Raw genomic sequence first — 15,809 nt, forward strand, 5'->3', positions numbered from 1 at the left:
CGCCCGGGGGCGCGGACCCGGGCGGGCGGAGGGCGCGCGAGGAGGGGGTACTCTCGGTGGACCCCTGCCCCCGACCCGCGACGAGCCCAGGAGAGACCCACCGATGGCCGACCGCGTCACCGTGATCGGATGGGACGGCTCCCCGCTGACCGGTGCGGCGCGCGCGGCGCTCGGCGCCGCCACCCTCGTCGCCGGTGCGGGACACCACCTCGCGCTGCCGGAGATCCCGCCCGGCGCCGAACGGGTCCGGCTCGGCAGCCTCTCGCTGGCGGCCCGCCGCATCGTGCGGCACCGCGGCACGGCCGTCGTCCTGGCCGACGGCGACCCCGGCTTCTTCGGCGTCGTCCGCACGCTCCGCGCCCCCGAGTTCGGCCTGGAGGTCGAGGTCGTCCCCGCCGTCTCGGCCGCGGCCGCCGCCTTCGCGCGCGCCGGGATGCCCTGGGACGACGCACAGGTCGTCGTCGCCAATTCCCGTACGCTGCGCCGCGCCGTCAACGTCTGCCGGGCGCACGGCAAGGTCGCCGTCCTCACCTCGCCGGGCGCGGGCCCGGCCGAACTGGCCCTGCTGCTCGGGCCGGTGCACCGCACGTTCGTCATCTGCGAGGCCCTGGGCACGGACCAGGAGCAGGTCACCGTGCTCACCTCGGACAAGGTCGCCGACCACACCTGGCGTGATCCCAACGTCGTCCTCGTCGTCGGCGGCGGACCCTCCGCCTCCGGCGGGGTGCCGCCCGAGGGCCAGGGCTCGGGCGGTCCCGGCGGCGGCCAGGGCAGCGGCTGGATCGCCGGACGCGACCCCAACTACCCGCCGGCCACGCGCGGCTGGGCCCTGCCCGCCGCCGCGTACGAGCCCCGGCTGCCGGGCGCTCCCGCGCGGGCGAGCGAGTCCGTGCAGCTGCGCGCCGCGCAGCTGGCCCGGCTCGGCCCGCGCGTCGGCGACCTGGTCTGGGACATCGGCACCGGCGGGGGCGCGCTGGCGGTGGAGGCGGCGCGCTTCGGCGCCGCGGTCATCGCCGTCGACCGGGACGCGGACGCCTGCGAGCGCGCCGCCGCGGCCGGGCGCCGGTTCGGCGTCCAGCTCGACCTGGTGCACGGCACGGCGCCGCAGGTCCTGGAGGACCTGCCCGAGCCGGACGTCGTACGCGTCGGCGGCGGAGGCGTGGCCACCGTCGAGGCCGTGGCGGCGCGCAGGCCCGGCCGGATCGTCACCCACGCGGCGACGCGCGACGAGGCGGAAGCCGTCGGCAGGGCGCTCGCGGAGGGCGGATACGCCGTCGAGTGCGCCCTGTTGCAGTCGGTGGAGCTGGACACCGTGGCCTGGGTGGAAAGTGAACGAGCCGTTGTGTTCCTGCTCTCGGGCGTCCGGATCTGAATCCGGAGTGATCCGCCGCGTGAGGAACCGCGACGGACCCGGACGTCTCGCCCCTTCCCGGCCTCCCCATGGACGGGGGACGGCTCCGTGCCGGGTAGGCTGAGCGATCGTTGTGCCGCCGAACGAGGTTGACGGTTCGTCCGTCAATGTCCGATTGGCGTAGGCGGAGGCACGTGCCGCACCGTGCGCATGCTCGTTCTTCATCTACGGGGGCGCGGCGGTCCTCCGCCGGGTTGGAAGAAGCACTATGGATGGGCGAGGGGTACGCATGACCGACACCGGCCAGATCCCGGGTCAGGGACAGCCGGAGAACGCAGGCGCACAGCCGGGGGGTCAGCCGGTCGACCCGGCCTCCGGCACGTACACCTTCGCGGACCCCGGAGACACCGTCACCGAAACCGCACCCGAGGACGACGAACTGCTCATGCCGAGCGCGCAGGGCGGCTGGGGCGACGGCCCGACGACGGTGCCCCCGCAGCCGCAGCCCGCGCAGCAGACGGCCGAGGCCTCGGACCGCACCCAGCAGCTCACCGTCCCGCAGGCCCCGGCCCAGCAGCTCCCGGCCGAGCAGGCGGGGCAGCCGCTGCCGCCCGCCGCCGAGGGCGCCGAAGTGGCGCCCGGCGCGCACGAGTCGGACGGCCGCGACACCGGCTCCCTGGACCACGGGGCGGTGCGCACGCCGTCCCGCGAGACGACCCCCGCGCACGGCACCCCCACCGGCGACGCGGACCAGCCCCCGCGCCGCCCCCTGCACCTCGGCCCGCCCGAGCCCGAGCAGTCCGGCATGGTGCGCCCCCTCTCCGACCGCAGCCAGAACGTTCCGACGGGCCCCGCCGCCGCCCAGGCCACCGCAACACCTCCGGCCACGGCGCCGGTTCCGCAGGCGGAGCAGGAGCGCCAGGAGGGCCAGGAGCAGGGCGGGCAGGAACTTCCCGTTCAGGAGCAGGCGGTTCAGGAGCAGGCGGTTCAGGAGTCCGGTCAGGAGCAGCCGGTTCCGGAGCAGGCCGGGCAGGAGTCCGGTCAGGAGCAGTCCGGGGCGGAAGAGTCCGGGGCTGTGCAAGACGGTGTTCAGCAGGACGGTGCGGAAGGCTCCGGTGCTGAGCAGTCCGGCGCGGAAACCCCCGGCGTTGAGCAGCCCGGCGCCGAGCAGGCCGAGGCGGCGCCGGAGGGCGCGGCCGGGCAGCCCGGTGCGGGCGAGGCGGCGGACGACGCGCAACTCGGCGCTCTGCCGCCGGAGTCCGGTGAGCAGCCGCAGGAGCAGGCGGCCGGTGAGCAGCCGGAGGCCGCCCTCGCAGAAACGGTCGGGCAGGACGCGGCCGACGGCGCGCTGCCCGCGGCGGCGCAGGAGCCCGCGGCGGCCGCGGACCAGGAGGCCCCGGCGACGCGGATAAGCGAGGACGGCCCGGCCGCTGACGCCGCGCCGTCCCCCGACGGCACGCCCGCGGACGCCGGAGTGACGCCGGACAGCGGGCACCAGGAGCCCGCCCAGGAGCAGAACCCCCAGGCCGAGGCCCCGGAGCAGGACGCCACGGCCCCGGAGCCGGCCGGTGACGAGCCGGCGGCCGCCAACTCCCAGGAGACGCCCGCCACTCCGGCCCCCGAGCCCGCACAGGCCGAAGCCGAAACGGCATCGCAGGCCGCCCCCGAGCAGGCCGCCCCCGAGCAGCCCGCCCCCGAGACGGCCGCGTCCGACGCCCAGGGTGAGCCCGCGACGGAAGGCCGGCCGGAACCGGCCGAGGCCACCGCGCCCCCGGAGCAGACGGCACTGTCCGAGACCGACCAGCCCGCGGAGCAGGCCGCACCCTCCGAGGAGGCCGGCCAGCCCGCGGACGCCGAACAGCCCCAGCAGCCCGAGCAGTCGGACACGGCCACTCAGCCCGAGCCGACGACCGACGAGTCGGCCCCGGAGGCGGCCCCGCAACCGGAAGCCACCCCGGCGGACGCGACGGCCCAGCCGGAGCAGCAGCCCGAACAGCCGGAGCAGCCGGAAGAGCCGGCCCCGACGGCTCAGCCCGAGCAGCCCACGGCCGCCGAGCAGCCCGAGGCCGCTGATCAGTCCGAGGCGGCTGAGCAGTCCGAGTCCCCCGAGCAGCCGGAGCCCGCCAAGGAGTCCGAGGCCCCGGAGCAGTCCGAGCAGTCCACGGCCGTCGAGCAGCCGGAGGCCGTCGAGCAGCCGGAGACCTCCGAGGAGCCCGAGGCCGCCCAGCAGCCCACGGCCGCTGAGCAGCCCGAGGTCACCCCCGAGCAGCCCGAAGCCGCCGAACACCCCACGGATTCCCCGGAGTCGGACCCGGCGTCCCCCGAGAACACCCCGGACGCGGAGAACACCCCGGACCCCGCGGAGTCCCCCGAGCCCGAGGCCGCCGAGACCCCCGAGCCCCAAGGCCCCCCCGCCCCCGGTTTCGCGGAGGCGGACCGGGAGGCCGTGCACCGGCTGATGCGGGAGCGGCGGGACATCCGGAACGGTTTCCGTGCCGACCCGATCCCGGACGAGGTGCTGCTGCGGGTGCTGGAGGCGGCGCACACCGCGCCGAGCGTCGGCCACTCGCAGCCCTGGGACTTCGTCGTCATCCGGTCCGAGGAGACCCGCGAGGCGATGCACGAACTGGCCCAGCGCCAGCGCGAGGAGTACGCGGCCTCGCTGCCGAAGAGCCGGGCGAAGCAGTTCAAGGAACTCAAGGTCGAGGCGATCCGGGACACCCCGGTGAACATCGTCGTCACCGCCGACCCCACCCGGGGCGGGCGGCACACGCTGGGCAGGCACACGCAGCCGCAGATGGCGCCGTACTCCTCGGCGCTGGCGGTGGAGAACCTGTGGCTGGCGGCCCGGGCCGAGGGCCTCGGCGTCGGCTGGGTCAGCTTCTTCGACGAGCGGGAGATGGTGCGGGCGCTCGATCTGCCCGAGCACCTGGAGGTCGTGGCGTACCTGTGCGTCGGGTACGTCGACGAGTTCCCGCCCGAGCCGGAGCTGATGCAGGCGGGCTGGGCGAAGCGGCGTCCGCTCTCCTGGGTCGTCCACGAGGAGGCGTACGGGCGGCGCGTGCTGCCCGGGGCCGAGCTGCACGACCTGCTGGCCGAGACGGTCGACGCGATCCGTCCGCTGGACGCCAAGGCGCTGGGGGAGGCGTGGGAGCGGCAGAAGCGGATGACGAAGCCCTCGGGCGCGCTCGGCATGCTGGAGATCATCTCCGCGCAGCTGTGCGGACTGTCCCGCAAGTGCCCGCCGCCGCTGCCGGAGCCCGCCGCCGTCGCGGTGTTCGCCGGTGACCACGGGGTGCACGCGCAGGGCGTCACGCCGTGGCCGCAGGAGGTGACCGGCCAGATGGTCGCCAACTTCCTCGGCGGCGGCGCCGTCTGCAACGCCTTCGCGAACCAGGTCGGCGCCGAGGTCTGCGTCGTCGACGTCGGCGTGGCCGCCGAACTGCCCGCCACGCCGGGCCTGTTGCCGCGCAAGGTGCGTCCGGGCACGGCCGACATGTCGACCGGCCCCGCGATGAGCCGCGAGGAGGCGCAGCGCGCCGTCGAGGTCGGCATCGAGACGGCGCGCGACCTGGTCACGGCGGGCAACAAGGCGCTGCTCACCGGCGAGATGGGCATCGCGAACACCACCGCGTCGGCCGCGCTGATCTCCGCCTGCACCGGGGTGGACCCGGCCGAGGTCACCGGCCGCGGCACCGGCATCAACGACGAGACGCACACCCGCAAGGTCGAGGTCGTACGCCGCGCGCTGGAGCACCACCAGCCGGACCCGGCCGACCCGATCGGCCTGCTCGCGGCCGTCGGCGGCCTGGAGCACGCGGCCCTGGTCGGGCTCATCCTGGGCGGCGCCTCGCTGCGCACCCCGGTGATCCTCGACGGGGTCAGCGCCGGCGCCGCCGCGCTCGTCGCCCGCGAGCTCGCACCGGAGGCGCTCGCCGCCTGCATCGCGGGCCACCGCAGCGCCGAACCGGGCCACATGGCCGCGCTGAACAAGCTCGGCCTCCGCCCGCTCGTCGACCTCGACCTGCGCCTGGGCGAGGGCACCGGCGCGCTGCTCGCGCTGCCGATGGTGCAGAGCGCGGCGCGCGCCATGCACGAGGTCGCCACCTTCGACGCGGCGGGCGTCACCGAGAAGGGCTGACGCCGCACGGGGTGCGGCCGGGACATCCGGCCGCACCCCGGCCCGTACCGCCCCCCGTGCCCGTGATCCGGTGAACCGTACGGATACGCGTCGCGCCCGCGTGATCCCGGGAACAGCACCGTGCGCTGCGGCGCTCTAGGCTGTTGCCCCGAACCGCACGCCCCGCGGCCGCGGTCGACCGCACGCACCAGCACCGCACCTGCCACACCGTCCACGCATCGCCGCTCCACCGCCGCAGCGGCCCCGCGCACTCCAAGGAGCCGCACCGTCATGCCCGAATCCCTGACCGAGCACCCCGCGTACCCCGTCGGACTCCGGCTCGCCGGACGCCGGGTGGTCGTCGTCGGCGGCGGCACCGTGGCCCAGCGCAGGCTGCCCGCGCTGCTCGCGGCGGGCGCGGACGTCACGCTCGTCGCCCCCGAGGCCACCCCGTCCGTCGAGGCCATGGCCGACGGCGGCGAGATCGCCTGGGAGCGCCGCGCGTACCGGGACGGCGACTTGGCCGAGGCGTGGTACGCGCTGGTCGCCACCGACGACCCGGCGACCAACACCGCCGTCTCCGCCGAGGCCGAGGCCCGCCGCGTGTGGTGCGTACGCAGCGACGACGCGCAGGCGGCGACGGCCTGGACGCCGGCCACCGGGCGCAACGAGGGCCTCACCGTCGCCGTCCTCACCGGCAACGACCCGCGCCGTTCCGCCGCCGTGCGCGACCGCATCGTCGAGGAACTGCGCGAGGGCACGCTCGCCGCGCCCCGCCACCGCTCCGCGGGCAGCGCGGGCCCCGGCGGGGTCGCCCTGGTCGGCGGCGGACCCGGCGATCCGGATCTGATCACGGTGCGCGGCCGCCGCCTCCTCGCCGAGGCCGACGTCGTCGTCGCCGACCGGCTCGGCCCGCGCGACCTGCTCGACGAACTCCCGCCGCACGTCGAGGTGATAGACGCGGCGAAGATCCCCTACGGCCGGGCCATGGCGCAGCAGGCCATCAACGACGCGCTGATCGAGCACGCCCGCGCGGGCAAGTCCGTGGTGCGGCTCAAGGGCGGTGACCCGTACGTCTTCGGGCGCGGCATGGAGGAGGCCCAGGAGCTGGCGGAGCAGGGGATTCCGGTCACCGTGGTGCCGGGCATCTCCAGCGCGGTGAGCGTGCCCAGCGCCGTCGGCATCCCCGTGACGCACCGCGGGGTCGCGCACGAGTTCACCGTCGTCAGCGGACACGTGGCGCCCGACGACCCGCGCTCCCTGGTCGACTGGGAGGCACTGGCCCGGCTGCGCGGCACGCTCGTGCTGCTCATGGCCGTCGAGAACATCCCCGCCATCGCCGACACCCTCGTCCGCCACGGACGCCCGGCCGACACCCCCGTCGCCGTCGTGCAGGAGGGGACCATGGCCACCGAGCGCCGCATCGACGCGACGCTCGCCACCGTCGGCGAACGCAAGCGTGCCGAGGACATCCGCCCGCCCGCCGTCATCGTCATCGGCGACGTGGTCGGCGTCGGCTTCCCCGCCACGGCGGCGCCGGGCAAGCCCGGCGACTGAGCCCGTACGCATTGGCACTTCACGCGCGAGAAGGCACTATCACCCCGTGGCTGAACTCATCACCGTCGACGACCCGGACGACCCCCGGCTGAGCGACTACACCGGACTGACCGACGTCGAGCTGCGCCGCCGTCGCGAACCCGCCGAGGGCCTCTTCATCGCCGAGGGCGAGAAGGTCATCCGCCGTGCCCGGCACGCCGGTTACGAGATGCGCTCGATGCTGCTCTCCTCGAAGTGGGTCGACGTCATGCGCGACGTCATCGACGAGGTGCCGGCCCCGGTCTACGCCGTCACCCCCGAACTCGCCGAACGCGTCACCGGCTACCACGTGCACCGCGGCGCCCTCGCCTCCATGCAGCGCAAGCCGCTGCCCGGACCCGCCGAACTCCTCGGCGGGGCACGCCGGGTGGCGGTCATGGAGACGGTCAACGACCACACCAACATCGGCGCGATCTTCCGCAGCGCGGCCGCGCTCGGCATGGACGCGGTCCTGCTCTCCCCGGACTGCGCCGACCCGCTCTACCGCCGGTCGGTCAAGGTCTCGATGGGCGCGGTCTTCTCCGTCCCCTACGCGCGGCTGGAGGGCTGGCCGCACAGCCTGGAGACGGTACGCGAGGCCGGCTTCGGCCTGCTCGCGCTCACCCCGGACGAGAAGGCGGCACCCATCGACGCCCCCGGCCACCGGGAGCGGGAGCGCGTCGCGCTGATGCTCGGCGCCGAGGGCCGCGGACTCTCGACGCGGGCCCTGCGGGCCGCGGACGAGTGGGTCCGCATCCCGATGTCGCACGGCGTCGACTCGCTCAACGTGGGCGCGGCCGCCGCCGTCGCCTTCTACGCGATCACTCGCTGAACGGGCGCACGCGGCGCCGACGGCCCGAACCCGGGCCGGGCGCCGCCCCGTTGGTCACCGGCCCGGCCCGTCGACAACCGGGCGCTCCCCGTCCGCCGGCGCCGGGTGCTCGGCCGTCACCTGCGCGTCCCGTACCGGAGCGTGCGGCGGGCCGCCGAGTCCGCGCGAGGGGCCCTGGCAGCCCTGCGCCGCGGCGATGCCCAGCGCGACGAGCAGCGTGACCGTCACGAACACCACCAGCCGCTGCCGCAGCAGCCGCCGGTTCGGCCCCGGCCGCCCGGGACGCCGCACGGGCGCACCGCGCCCGCGCTGCCCGCCACCGGTGCGCGGCGCCGGACGGCTGCCCGAGGCGGTACGCCCCAGGCCGCGGCCGCCGCCCGTCGACGGGCCCGTGCGCGGCGTCGAGGCGCGGGGCGAGCTCGGGGCGCCGCCGGCGGCCTCCCGCTCCCGTCCGTCCGTCTGCTGGCGCGCGTACTCCTCGGACCGGCGGCCGCGTACCCGGCCCGCGCCCGGCCGCGCGCCGCGCGCGCCCTCGCCGCCGGAGGTCCGCGGTCCGGCGGCGCGTGCCGAGCCCTGCGGCCCGGCCAGCGAGGCGCCGCCCGCGCCCTCGGCCACCCCGCGCGCCTCCCGCGCGGCGATCTCCTTCAGCCGCAGCGACAGCTGGAGCGTGCTCGGCCGCTCCTCGGGCGCCTTCACCAGACAGGCGTGGATCAGCGGGGCCAGCGCCGCGTGCACCTCGTGCAGCTGCGGTTCCTCGTGCACGACCCGGTAGAGCATCACCTCGGAACTGCCCTGCCCGAAGGGCGAGTCGGCGGTCGCCGCGTACGCCAGCGTCGCGCCCAGCGCGAAGACGTCCGTCGCCGGGGTGACGCTCGCGCCGCGCACCTGCTCGGGTGCGAGGAAGCCGGGGGAGCCGACGGCGGTGCCGACGTGCGTGAGGGTGCTCGCGCCGGTGGCCCAGGCGATGCCGAAGTCGATGATGCGCGGGCCCTTGGGCGAGAGCAGGATGTTCGACGGCTTCAGGTCGCGGTGCACCACGCCCGCCTCGTGCACGGCCACCAGCCCCTCGGCCAACGCGGCCCCGATGGAGGCCACCTGGCTCGCGGGCAGCGGCCCGTTCTCGTTCACCTTGTCGTGCAGCGAGGGGCCCGGCACGTACTGGGTGGCGAACCACGGCCGGTCCGCGTCCAGATCGGCGGCCACGAGCCGGGCCGTGCAGCCGCCGCGGATCCGCCGCGCGGCCGACACCTCACGGGCGAAGCGCGAGCGGAACTCCTGGTCCTCGGCGAGGTCCGGGCGGATCACCTTCAGCGCGACCCGCTGGCCGCGCCGGTCCGAGCCCAGGTACACCACGCCCATGCCGCCCGCGCCGAGCCGCCGGTGGAGTCTGAACGAGCCGACGACTCGCGGGTCCTCGCGTCGGAGCCGCATCATCGCCATCTCGTTCCCCTACCTCCGGTGGGGAGGCCCCGCCCTCGCGGCCCTCGCGCTCGCGAGGCGGCCTCGTCCGCTGCCCGGTCCGTCTGACGAGCACAGCTTACGGACTGCTTCCGTGTAGCGACGATAGGCCGCGCACGCGCCACTCGACGGGATGTCAGTGACAGGCGTGACGCGGGAGAACGCCGCCGCGCGCCTCACCTCGCACGCCGATCACGTCACGCTTGTCCCCAATGCCCGGTCACAGCAGGCGTGTTGGCCCTCGCGCACGCCCCCGCGGGCACCACCGAAGCGCCCCCGGAGGCGCCCCCTTCCGGCCCGCCGAGGCCACAACAGCCGGGCGCCGAGGGGGAGATGCGCCCCGCCGGACGGGCACGGTACGTGAGTGAAGTCACCCGTTCCGCATCCACCGGTGACTCGTTGCGAGGGCGCTGGGACGACTGTGGCCCCCCTGGCCGAAAGTCGTACACGGCCCCCGGCCGCCCGCCGGAAGTCGGACGCGGGCCCCTGCGCCGGAAGTCGGAGGCAGGCGGCTTCCCGGAGTCCCGCGCGCGGCCGGGAGCGGGCCCGTACGGTGGGTCCGGGCGTACGGACCGGGGGATACCCCGACCTTCCGGCGCCCCGGCCTCCACCCTGGGGAGTAGTCGGAGGGCACGGGAGTCATCCTCCGGGAGGCCCCGAAATCAGTACGCGGGCATGAGGGCGTCCCCGCCCGCGCGCGCCTAGTGTGGTGGCAAGCGGTGGGCGCAGCACTCGTCCCCCGAGGTCAGACGCCCGCCGCCCCAAGGACACGACAGGGAGCGGGCTATGGCGGACACCGCACGGCGCACGGCATCCAGGGTGCAGGAACGACTGGCGGCGCTCGCCGCCGTCGGCACCCGGCCGGGCAACGGCCACCGCCACCCGCTGGTGGCAGCCGCCATGGTGCTGCCCCTGGCCGTCGTGCTCGCCGTCGTCTTCGGAGCGGTGGACATGATGGCCAATCAGGCGTCGTCCGTGGCTGGACTGCTGGAGCGCTGAGCGGCGCTCCGGAGCCCGGGAGAGCGGCCCGGGCTGGGGACATCCGGTCATCAACCCCGTGGGGACGGGGGTGCGGCGGACGGCATGGAGGCCCGGGCGGCTGGGGAGCTGCCCGGGCCTCCCGCATGTCCGACCCCCGCACGGCAACCCGCCGCCCCCGCCCACCGATTGAGCCGCCGGCCCCTCCCGTGACCCCCGTCACGCCCCCCTCGCGCACCACTGCCCCCGCACCGCTGTCGGCGCCGCCGCGTACGATCGCTGCCGGTCGGGGGGAAGCACGAGCCGCGGGGCCCGGAGTCGCGCGCGTACGAGGGGGAACGGTGGAGCCGACGCTCACGGAGCAGCTGGCGGCGCTGGCGCGTGCCGCCACGCGCCCCGTCGTACTCGCCGACCGCCCCGACGGCACGGTCGTCCGCGTCGGAGAGGCGGTCGCCAAGGCCCACGCCCCCGGCACCGCCCCGGACGCACTGCGCCTCCGGCTCGCCGTGGCCGCCTCCCCGCTCCTCGCCGGCACCCTGCTGCCGCCCCTCACCCCCGACGACGGGCCCGTCCCGCTCGCCGACGGCAGGCCCGCCAGCGTGTGGCCCCTCGGCAGCGCCGTCGACCCCGACAACCCCGACTCCGCCCCCTGGGAGGCGGCCGGCGAACTCCTCGGCGAGCTCCACTCGGTCCCCCTGACGGCGCTCGCCCGCCAACTCGGCGCCCCCGTACCGCCGATGAGGGGCCCGGTGAAGGCGGCCACCGCCGTGGCGCGGATGCGCGCGGCCCTGCGCCACGGCCGCCCGTCCCCGGCGCACCTGGCCGCGGCCGAGGCCGCCGAGCGCGCCTGGTCCGGCCTCCCGCCCCGCTGCCGGGACGAGCACCCGGACGCACCCGGGGGAGCGGAGCACGGCCCGCACGGCTACCCGTACACGGAGCGCCCGGTCCCCGCCGCGCTCTGTCACGGCGACTTCCACCTCGGCCAGCTCGTCCGTTGGCCCGCGCCGGACGGCCCGTGGCGCCTGATCGACATCGACGACCTCGGCACCGGCGACCCGGCCTGGGACCTGGCCCGCCCCGCCGCCTGGTTCGCGGCCGGCCTGCTGGCGCCCGAGGCGTGGAGCCGCTTCCTGGGCGCGTACCAGCGCACCCGCGGCACCGAGGGCGAGGACCCCTGGCCCGGACTCGACGCCCCCGCCCGGGCGTTGACGGTGCAGACGGTCGCGCTGGCCGTGACGAAGGCGCACACGGCCGGACGTCCCTTCGACGAGGCGGAGGAGGCGTGCGCCGATTCCTGCGCCCGTATCGCCGCGCTCACCCCGGAGCCCGCCCGGGAGTTGGCCCGTAGTCTGGAGAGCTGTGAGGCCGCCGGAGGCGATCCGGCGCCACGACGAGTGACACGGCCGGCCAACCGGCCGGTGGGAAGAGGGAACTGACAATGCGTTGTCCCAAGTGCGGTGCGCCGATGCAGACGTTCAACCGCAGCGGAGTGCAGATAGAACAGTGCGGCGGTTGCCGGGGGATCTTCCTCGACTACGGCGAGCTGGAGGCCCTGACCAACCTCGAGTCCCAGTGGCAGCAGCAGGCCCCGCCGCCCCCGCCCGCACCGCACGCCCCCGGCCCGGCGGCCCCGCCGCAGGCGTACCCCGCGGGCCCGGCCTGGGGCGCCGCACACCACGGCCACCACGGCCAGCCGCACTACGGGCACCACGGCCACCACGGTCACAAGGGCAAGCGCGGCTTCGGCCACATGCTCTTCTCCTCCTGACCGGGCCTGACGGGGGCCTGACCGGCCGGGCCCCCGTCCCCGTCCGCACCGCGTAAGCCGCCGCGTACGGGGACGGGCCGCCGCTCACGCGCGACGGCCCCCGGGAACGCCGAAGGCCCCGGCCGCTGTGATCAGCGGCCGGGGCCTCGTTGCTGTGGACGATACTGGGATTGAACCAGTGACCTCTTCCGTGTCAGGGAAGCGCTCTCCCGCTGAGCTAATCGTCCTCATGTCCGCCGTGACGGACCGGACACCCTGGGGTGTCCGTCGTGCGCGATACTGGGATTGAACCAGTGACCTCTTCCGTGTCAGGGAAGCGCTCTCCCGCTGAGCTAATCGCGCGGGTCTCCGGCCGGAGCCGGGGTTCGGGTCCTCGCGGACCCAGTGGACGATACTGGGATTGAACCAGTGACCTCTTCCGTGTCAGGGAAGCGCTCTCCCGCTGAGCTAATCGTCCTTGGAGGTGGAGACGGGATTTGAACCCGTGTACACGGCTTTGCAGGCCGTTGCCTCGCCTCTCGGCCACTCCACCTTGCGCGGGGATTCGGGAACCCCCACTCAGAGCGGACGACGAGACTCGAACTCGCGACATCCACCTTGGCAAGGTGGTGCTCTACCAACTGAGCTACGTCCGCAGGTGTTGTCCTCCGGGGCGGCTGTGCGTCCCGGCGACGTGTTGAACTCTAGCGGATTCTGGTGCCAGCTCAAATTCCGTATCCGGACGAGCGGCCGGTCAGCGCGGTTGCCCCGCCGTTCACCCGTCCTGTGCGCGCCTGTTCACGGGCCCCGGGCCGGGCCGGTCCGCCGCCTCCTAGACTCGCTTCCGTGTACGAGCCGTCCCCACTTGCCCGCTTCGGCGGCCTCCTTGCCACCGACCTCCGCGAGGTCACCGACGATCCCTCCGCGCTGGAGAAGGGCGGCTGGTGGGCGGTGGTCGCCGACTTCGAAGGCGGCCTGACCTGCGCCCGCTTCGGCGACGTACGCGAGAGCGCACGCGCCGGCGAGGAGGCGGGAGGCGGCGCCTGGCGCGGCCCCGCCCGCGCGGACTGGACCAGTTCCATGGACCGCGCCGCCTACACCGCGGGCGTGCGCCGCATACGCGAGCACATCGCGGACGGCGAGGTGTACCAGGCGAACCTCTGCCGCGTGCTGAGCGCGCCGCTGCCCGACCCGCGCCCCGAGTCCTCCGACGTCGACTCCCTCTCCGCGCTCCTGGAGAGCGGCAACCCCGCCCCGTACGCGGGCACCGTCCGGCTCCCGGCGCACGGCGTCGAAGTCGCCACCGCCTCACCGGAGCTGTACCTGCGCCGGGACGGCCGCACCGTCGGCTCCGGCCCGATCAAGGGCACCGGCCGGACGGAGGCGGACCTGCTGGAGAAGGACCACGCCGAGAACGTGATGATCGTGGACCTCGTCCGCAACGACCTCGGCCGCGTCTGCGCCACCGGCAGCGTCACCGTCCCCGCACTCTGCGCGGTCGAACGGCACCCGGGCCTGGTCCATCTCGTCTCCACCGTGCGCGGGGAACTGGCGCGCGGTGCGGGCTGGGCCGATCTGCTGCGCGAGACCTTCCCGCCCGGTTCGGTCACCGGCGCGCCCAAGTCCAGTGCCCTGCGCATCATCCGCGAGCTGGAGCCGTCCCCGCGCGGCCCGTACTGCGGCGGCGTCGGCTGGATCGACGCGGACCGCGGCACCGGCGAGCTGGCCGTCGGCATCCGCACGTTCTGGATCGAGCGGGACGCCCCCGGCGGCCCCGTCCTCCGCTTCGGCGCCGGCGCGGGGATCACCTGGGGGTCCGATCCCGAACGGGAGTGGGACGAGACAGAACTCAAGGCGTCCCGCCTGCTCGCGGTAGCGTCGGGCACGTACGCCGGACACGGCGCGGACCGGACGGAACCCGGGACACAACAGTGGGACGAGACGGAGGTGGGCCCGTGAAGATCTGGCTCGACGGTGAACTGCGGGACGCGGACAGCGCCCGGATCTCGGCGCTGGACCACGGACTGACCGTCGGCGACGGGGTGTTCGAGACGGTCCAGACCGGCGACGGCCGCCCGTTCGCGCTCAACCGCCACCTCGACAGGCTCGCCCGCTCCGCACGCGGCCTCGGCCTCCCCGAGCCCGACCGGGACGAGGTGCGCCGCGCCTGCGCCGCCGTCACCGAGGCGCTGCCCGTGCCGCTGGGCAGGCTCCGCATCACCTTCACCGGCGGCCTGGCGCCGCTCGGTTCGGGCCGCGGCGACGCCCCGCCCACCCTGCTCGTCGCACACGACGAGGTGCACCGCCGCCCGGACACCACCGCCGTGATCACCGTCCCGTGGACGCGGAACGAACGCGGCGCCCTCACCGGCCTCAAGACCACCTCGTACGCCGAGAACGTCGTCGCCCTCGCCCGCGCGCACGAACAGGGCGCCACCGAGGCGCTGTTCGCCAACACCCGCGGCGAACTGTGCGAGGGCACCGGCTCCAACGTCTTCGTCGTCCTCGACGGCACCCTGTACACCCCGCCGCTCTCCTCCGGCTGCCTCGCGGGCATCACCCGCGCCCTCACCGTCGAGTGGACCGGCGCCCAGGAGGCCGTGCTCCCCTGGGACGTGCTGGAGCGCGCCGAGGAGATCTTCCTGACCTCCACGCTCCGCGACGTCCAGGCCGTGCGGCACGTCGACGGCCGCCAACTCCCCGCCGCCCCGGGCCCGGTGACGGCCAAGGCCATGCGCGTCTTCGCCGAGCGCGCCGCCGCCGACCCGGAGCCGTGAGCCGGGGCGCACGCGGGCGCCCCGCAGCGAGCGCGCGTACCGGGCGCGCGGGCGGACACTCCGCGCACGCGTGACGTACGGCCGCGCAGCCGGTAGAAATCAGTCGATGACGACCACGCTGCGACCCACAGGGCCCGAGGAACGCGAGGACGACGGCGCCCGCTCGCGCGCCTACGACATCTGCGTCAACAGCCGCCCCGTCGGCCTCGTCCGGCTCACCACCGACCCCGAGTACGGGCCGACGGTCGGCCGCATCGGGCAGCTCGTCGTCGAGGAGCGCGAGCGGAAACGCGGCCGCGGGTCCGTCGCCGCGCTCGCCGCCGAGGAGGTGCTGCGCGACTGGGGCTGCCGGCGCGCCGAGTGGGCCGTCCCGGCCCGCGCCGCCGCCGGGCTCCGCCTCGCCACGGCACTCGGCTACCGGGAACGCAGCCGGCACATGCTGCACGAACTGCCGCCCCTCGACGAGCTCCCGGAGCTCCCCGCGAGCAGCACACCGCGCGCCATGGACGAGGCGGAGTTCACCGCCTGGCGGGAGTACGAGCGGGCCCAGTACGCCCGCGCGCTGGGGGAGCGCGGCGTCCCGGCCGACCAGGCCGAGGGGCGGGCCGAGGCCTCCGAACGCACCCGCTTCTCACGCGGGCTCGCCACCCCCGGCGTCGTCGTCCGCGTCCTCGCCCACGAGGGGACGGACGTCGGCCGGACCTGGCTCGACCTGCGCCGCAGCCCGCGCGAGGACACCGACGCCTGGATCTTCAGCATCGAGGTCGACGAGCCGTACCGGGGCCGGGGCCACGGCCGGACGCTGATGCTCCTCGCCGAGCGCGAGGCGGCGGCAGCGGGCGCCGAGATCCTCGGACTCAACGTCCACGCCGACAACGAGCCCGCCCAGCGCCTCTACACGTCCCTCGGCTTCCGCACCGTGGAACACCACCTGTACAAGCCCCTGCTCTGAGCCCGCCGGTCAGCTTCCT

Annotated in this window: 11 protein-coding genes and 5 tRNA genes; 10 read left to right on the forward strand and 6 right to left on the reverse strand. The window is 75.7% G+C overall.

Annotated features, from left to right (window positions below; all coding sequences use genetic code 11):
* The first annotated feature begins 103 nt into the window (after positions 1 to 103).
* The 4 genes from cbiE to HCC30_RS03270 all read left to right on the forward strand — a co-directional run bounded on the left by cbiE (position 104) and on the right by HCC30_RS03270 (position 7,878).
* The gene (cbiE, locus tag HCC30_RS03255; RefSeq protein ID WP_169440402.1) at positions 104 to 1,372 is read left to right on the forward strand and encodes a precorrin-6y C5,15-methyltransferase (decarboxylating) subunit CbiE; all 1,269 of its coding nucleotides are present in this window, start codon (positions 104 to 106) and stop codon (positions 1,370 to 1,372) included.
* A gap of 268 nt (positions 1,373 to 1,640) precedes the next feature.
* Entirely contained in the window at positions 1,641 to 5,492 is a 3,852-nt protein-coding gene (cobT, locus tag HCC30_RS03260; RefSeq protein ID WP_169440403.1) for a nicotinate-nucleotide--dimethylbenzimidazole phosphoribosyltransferase, read from the forward strand.
* A gap of 270 nt (positions 5,493 to 5,762) precedes the next feature.
* Positions 5,763 to 7,028, forward strand: a complete 1,266-nt coding sequence (cobA, locus tag HCC30_RS03265; protein WP_169440404.1) for a uroporphyrinogen-III C-methyltransferase — start codon at positions 5,763 to 5,765, stop codon at positions 7,026 to 7,028.
* 46 nt (positions 7,029 to 7,074) lie between these two features.
* Positions 7,075 to 7,878: an RNA methyltransferase gene (locus tag HCC30_RS03270; protein WP_169440405.1), complete on the forward strand. Its 804-nt coding sequence runs from the start codon at positions 7,075 to 7,077 to the stop codon at positions 7,876 to 7,878.
* Between the two features lie 54 nt (positions 7,879 to 7,932).
* Here HCC30_RS03270 and HCC30_RS03275 read toward each other — a convergent pair whose 3' ends face one another.
* Positions 7,933 to 9,318: a serine/threonine-protein kinase gene (locus HCC30_RS03275; RefSeq protein ID WP_169440406.1), complete on the reverse strand. Its 1,386-nt coding sequence runs from the start codon at positions 9,316 to 9,318 to the stop codon at positions 7,933 to 7,935.
* An 804-nt stretch (positions 9,319 to 10,122) separates the two neighbouring features.
* Here HCC30_RS03275 and HCC30_RS03280 point away from each other — a divergent pair.
* From HCC30_RS03280 to HCC30_RS03290, 3 genes are all read left to right on the forward strand, one after another.
* Positions 10,123 to 10,335, forward strand: coding sequence for a hypothetical protein (locus HCC30_RS03280; RefSeq protein ID WP_169440407.1), 213 nt, complete (start codon positions 10,123 to 10,125; stop codon positions 10,333 to 10,335).
* A 320-nt stretch (positions 10,336 to 10,655) separates the two neighbouring features.
* A complete protein-coding gene (locus HCC30_RS03285) occupies positions 10,656 to 11,750 on the forward strand; it encodes a phosphotransferase (protein WP_346776467.1) in 1,095 nt (364 codons plus the stop codon).
* Positions 11,751 to 11,752: 2 nt separating this feature from the next.
* Complete coding sequence (locus HCC30_RS03290; protein ID WP_169440409.1) at positions 11,753 to 12,082, forward strand: zf-TFIIB domain-containing protein; 330 nt, start codon at positions 11,753 to 11,755, stop codon at positions 12,080 to 12,082.
* 155 nt (positions 12,083 to 12,237) lie between these two features.
* On the opposite strand, the gene HCC30_RS03295 is transcribed toward HCC30_RS03290, so the two are convergent.
* From HCC30_RS03295 to HCC30_RS03315, 5 genes are all read right to left on the reverse strand, one after another.
* Positions 12,238 to 12,309 (reverse strand) — tRNA-Val (locus HCC30_RS03295).
* 43 nt (positions 12,310 to 12,352) lie between these two features.
* Positions 12,353 to 12,424 (reverse strand) — tRNA-Val (locus HCC30_RS03300).
* Between the two features lie 43 nt (positions 12,425 to 12,467).
* A tRNA-Val gene (locus HCC30_RS03305) sits at positions 12,468 to 12,539 on the reverse strand.
* Between the two features lies 1 nt (position 12,540).
* Positions 12,541 to 12,614 (reverse strand) — tRNA-Cys (locus HCC30_RS03310).
* Positions 12,615 to 12,644: 30 nt separating this feature from the next.
* Positions 12,645 to 12,717, reverse strand: a tRNA-Gly gene (locus HCC30_RS03315).
* A 190-nt stretch (positions 12,718 to 12,907) separates the two neighbouring features.
* Between HCC30_RS03315 and HCC30_RS03320 the strand changes: the two genes are divergently transcribed.
* The 3 genes from HCC30_RS03320 to HCC30_RS03330 all read left to right on the forward strand — a co-directional run bounded on the left by HCC30_RS03320 (position 12,908) and on the right by HCC30_RS03330 (position 15,790).
* Complete coding sequence (locus tag HCC30_RS03320) at positions 12,908 to 14,020, forward strand: chorismate-binding protein (RefSeq protein ID WP_169440410.1); 1,113 nt, start codon at positions 12,908 to 12,910, stop codon at positions 14,018 to 14,020.
* Positions 14,017 to 14,838, forward strand: coding sequence for an aminodeoxychorismate lyase (locus HCC30_RS03325; RefSeq protein ID WP_169440411.1), 822 nt, complete (start codon positions 14,017 to 14,019; stop codon positions 14,836 to 14,838). The genes HCC30_RS03320 and HCC30_RS03325 overlap by 4 nt, the downstream gene beginning before the upstream one ends.
* Positions 14,839 to 14,944: 106 nt before the next feature.
* Positions 14,945 to 15,790, forward strand: a complete 846-nt coding sequence (locus HCC30_RS03330) for a GNAT family N-acetyltransferase (RefSeq protein ID WP_169440412.1) — start codon at positions 14,945 to 14,947, stop codon at positions 15,788 to 15,790.
* Positions 15,791 to 15,809: the final 19 nt, after the last annotated feature.

The sequence above is a fragment of the Streptomyces sp. HNM0574 genome, from assembly GCF_012726235.1.
Taxonomy (GTDB): domain Bacteria; phylum Actinomycetota; class Actinomycetes; order Streptomycetales; family Streptomycetaceae; genus Streptomyces.

What these genes read in the sequence shown, in the direction of transcription:
- cbiE (WP_169440402.1), top strand. Translation starts at nt 104, where the DNA reads ATGGCCGACCGCGTCACCGTGATCGGATGGGACGGCTCCCCGCTGACC.
- cobT (WP_169440403.1), top strand. Translation starts at nt 1,641, where the DNA reads ATGACCGACACCGGCCAGATCCCGGGTCAGGGACAGCCGGAGAACGCA.
- cobA (WP_169440404.1), top strand. Translation starts at nt 5,763, where the DNA reads ATGCCCGAATCCCTGACCGAGCACCCCGCGTACCCCGTCGGACTCCGG.
- HCC30_RS03275 (WP_169440406.1), bottom strand. Translation starts at nt 9,318, where the DNA reads ATGGCGATGATGCGGCTCCGACGCGAGGACCCGCGAGTCGTCGGCTCG.
- HCC30_RS03280 (WP_169440407.1), top strand. Translation starts at nt 10,123, where the DNA reads ATGGCGGACACCGCACGGCGCACGGCATCCAGGGTGCAGGAACGACTG.
- HCC30_RS03290 (WP_169440409.1), top strand. Translation starts at nt 11,753, where the DNA reads ATGCGTTGTCCCAAGTGCGGTGCGCCGATGCAGACGTTCAACCGCAGC.
- HCC30_RS03330 (WP_169440412.1), top strand. Translation starts at nt 14,945, where the DNA reads ATGACGACCACGCTGCGACCCACAGGGCCCGAGGAACGCGAGGACGAC.